Below are 1461 nucleotides of genomic sequence, written 5' to 3'. Positions count from 1 at the left end.
AACTGTTTCCATTTTGGAAACAGTTCAACAGGAAGGCTCCCGTCAGGTTAAAAGGAAGCTAGAATTCTACAACCTGGACGCCATTATTTCGGTCGGCTATCGCGTCAACTCCTCTAAAGCCACTCAGTTTCGCATCTGGGCGACGCAACTGCTCAAGGAATACATCACCAAAGGTTTTGCCATGGATGATGAACGGCTGAAGAATGGTCGTTATTTCGGCAAGGACTATTTCCGCGAGCTGCTGGAACGCGTCCGTTCCATTCGGGCTTCTGAACGTAGAATTTATCAGCAGATCACCGACATTTTTGNNTTTTTGCCGAATGCAGTATCGATTATGATCCTAAATCGGAGACCACTCGAAATTTCTATGCCCATGTTCAGGATAAATTTCACTTCGCCATCACCGGTCACACGGCAGCGGAAATCATTTATCTGAATGCCGATGCCGAGAAACCGCTGATGGGGATGCAAACATACAAAAATGCACCGGACGGTCGTGTGTTAAAGTCAGACACAACCATTGGCAAAAACTACCTGCAGGAAGATAAGATCAAAAACCTGGAGCGAACGGTAACCGCGTTTTTCGACTATATCGAACGCATCATTGAAAACCGCACCACCTTCACCATGGAAAACTTTGCCGAAAGTGTGAACCGTTTCCTGGAGTTCAACGAATACAAAATCCTTGAAGGCTATGGCTCCGTCTCCCGCAAACAGGCAGAAGAAAAGGCATTTGCCGAGTACGACAAGTTCAACAAAACCCAGCGAATCGAATCCGACTTTGACAAAGCCGTAAAACAGATCGAAGCCTCAAAGAAAAAAGGAGGCAACCATGAATAATCAAATTTTGTGTATTTCGTGCCTTTCGTGGTTAAAANNATATGTCTATTTTTAGCTGCATTTTCACGGTAAACCCTCATGATCAGGGGTTTGGTCACCCACAGACATGAAAATGAGCGCGAACCAAGTTCTTTCCGTGTATTCCGTGTATTCCGTGTGTTCCGTGGTTAAAACCGGGGGTGCAGAATGAAAATTCAATTTGATCCGAATCTGGACTTCCAGAAACAGGCTATAGAATCCGTTGCCGGTGTATTTGAAGGGCAGGAGATTTGCCAGACCAATTTTACCGTGGCTCCGCTGCAATACACGACCCAGCAGCTCATTCCCGGCATGGAAAACAATCTGGGTATTGGAAACCGCTTAAAACTTCTGCCTGAGGACATCCACAAAAACATCCGCAAGATACAGCTGCAGAACGGGCTGGCCCCCTCCGACAAAATGGACTCCATGGATTTTACCGTGGAAATGGAGACTGGAACCGGAAAGACCTATGTCTATCTGCGCTCCATCTTTGAAATGAACCGGCTCTACGGCTTTACCAAATTTATCATTGTTGTGCCGTCCATCGCCATCAAGGAAGGCGTTGCCAAGTCATTAGGGAGTTGGCCGTTTTTGAATTCC

General features: G+C 46.4%; 3 protein-coding genes. All 3 read left to right on the top strand.

The window, feature by feature from the left end; all coding sequences use genetic code 11:
• The coding region (gene rhuM, locus B3D59_RS06615) for a RhuM family protein (protein ID WP_286818532.1) at nt 1-436 on the top strand (436 nt) is incomplete at its 5' end.
• Complete coding sequence (rhuM, locus tag B3D59_RS06610) at nt 328-840, top strand: RhuM family protein (RefSeq protein ID WP_286818536.1); 513 nt, start codon at nt 328-330, stop codon at nt 838-840. The genes rhuM (B3D59_RS06615) and rhuM (B3D59_RS06610), both read left to right, overlap by 109 nt.
• A 186-nt stretch (nt 841-1026) precedes the next feature.
• The coding region (locus B3D59_RS06605; protein ID WP_286818531.1) for a DEAD/DEAH box helicase family protein at nt 1027-1461 on the top strand (435 nt) is incomplete at its 3' end.

It is taken from the genome of Desulfobacter sp. UBA2225, assembly GCF_002348205.1.
Taxonomy (GTDB): Bacteria; Desulfobacterota; Desulfobacteria; order Desulfobacterales; family Desulfobacteraceae; genus Desulfobacter; species Desulfobacter postgatei.
Note: the sequence above shows the minus strand (reverse complement) of the source record. Positions and strands in the feature narration are given on the sequence as shown.